A 1,699-nucleotide genomic window follows, 5' to 3' on the forward strand; every position below is an offset into this window, starting at 1 on the left:
CTTTCCATGATGCAGATAGATATCGGATAATTCGGGATCTTTACATTCTTTTGGACTGTTTTCAAACATCACGATCGTATAAACGGTTTTCAGATCCTGATAGGTGAATGTACTTCCCTTTTCCCCTTTTACTCTGGTGTACTGGCGGAGCAAAAGATCAGCAGAGTAGCAGGACATCCGCTCACCGGGAAAGGTGTATGGGATCTTTTGGATCTCCACATTTGCGATCGACCCATCTTCTAACTGGACGATGATATCCAGAAGCAGGAGAGAAGTTGATGGCAGCATGCTGTCCTCATTTGACAGGATACATTTTACGGTTACTTTTGTGCCGATGATACTGCTGATTAGACGAGATAACCGTTCCGGGTATATATCCGGGTTGAACAGCTTTTTGAAAAATGGATCATAGGTCAATGGCAGACTTTTCTTGCCTTCCATGAATTCCAGAAAACGGTTTTTCCATTTGTCAGGCCAGTTCAGATATGTCCGGTAAATGGATGGATTCTTCTTTAATTCTAATAAACATTCATCTTTGGTCCGGGATGGGAAAAGCTGATGGATGTTTAATGCGGCAGACTGTATAGCGTTACCTTTCTGTGAGACAGTAACGTTTCTTTTTTCATTTTCATTGTACATAAATTTAATTCCTCGTAATATCCGGCGCCTGTTTTGTCGACAACATAACCATAGCAGAAAAAGAAACGAAAAAACGGTTGATGTAACAAACAGCATGTCTGGATGTAATAACTTGCATATTTGCAGAATATTTTTATTAATTTCTTTTGGTATATTGACGACTCTTTTTTTTATAATGTTTATGCCATTTTTTCGAGTCGTATTGACTTGTAGAAATAGAGCAGAGACAGGAAGATCTGTTATGGTATTGCAAAAACAGAATCTGGTAAAATAAAGGAGATACGAGATAAGCTTTCGTTGAAAACAAATGAGTTTAATCCGTATCGAGACAGGTTAAAGAAAAGGGGTATTATTGATTGTGAGGAACATGGATACGATTTCTTTTCCTTACCTGAATTTGGGGAATATGTATTAACGCATTTGTAATATTAGATAAATGGATATAACTTCTATAAGAAATAAACATTTTCAACTTGTACCCCCTTTTGTTCGTATGATAATATGAAAAAGATGAATTCTTTGCGTGTGACAGAGAATTTATTGGAGGTATCCTGTGTTTGATCAAGGTCATCGTTGACCGGCAGGGGAAAAAGCTTCCGGGAACGATTACTGACTTTGTCAATGAAAATGGTGTTGATTTTCCGGTTGTGCGGTTTCAGTATAATGGACAGGATATGAAATTACGAGCTGCAAATGGCGGAAACAAAAAGTTAAACCAGAATGATCCGGTGGAGATCATTTATCGTCCGGGCAAAGCAAAGTATGTGAACATTGTTGGAGATAACAAAGATGTAGTGATCGCAGTTGGAATAACCGTATGTGGTATCGGTCTGATCATTTGTAAGATTTTACGGTAAATAATTATAAACTTGTTTTCCTTTTTAATATCCGTTACAATCAAACTTGGAGAGACGGAGGCAATATACAAAGCTAAAATATGCATGTTATTCCGTTCTATCAGTATTAAGAAAGGAGATAGAACATGGATAACGAAATTGTATATTCCTCCAAGGCAACTGATCAGAAAGCACAGTATGATGCCAGTGCCAAGCGCCTGCTT

At 37.8% G+C, this 1,699-nt stretch carries 2 protein-coding genes; one reads left to right on the forward strand and one right to left on the reverse strand.

The features are described 5' to 3' along the window. On the reverse strand, window positions 1-639 hold a 639-nt coding region (locus DW959_RS13975), incomplete at its 3' end, for a PD-(D/E)XK nuclease family transposase (RefSeq protein WP_182430087.1). A 557-nt stretch (window positions 640-1,196) separates the two neighbouring features. Between DW959_RS13975 and DW959_RS13980 the strand changes: the two genes are divergently transcribed. Then, entirely contained in the window at window positions 1,197-1,496 is a 300-nt protein-coding gene (locus DW959_RS13980) for a hypothetical protein (RefSeq protein ID WP_117822065.1), read from the forward strand. Window positions 1,497-1,699 lie beyond the last annotated feature (203 nt).

The sequence above is a fragment of the Clostridium sp. AM46-21 genome, from assembly GCF_003480025.1.
Taxonomy (GTDB): domain Bacteria; phylum Bacillota; class Clostridia; order Lachnospirales; family Lachnospiraceae; genus Coprococcus; species Coprococcus ammoniilyticus.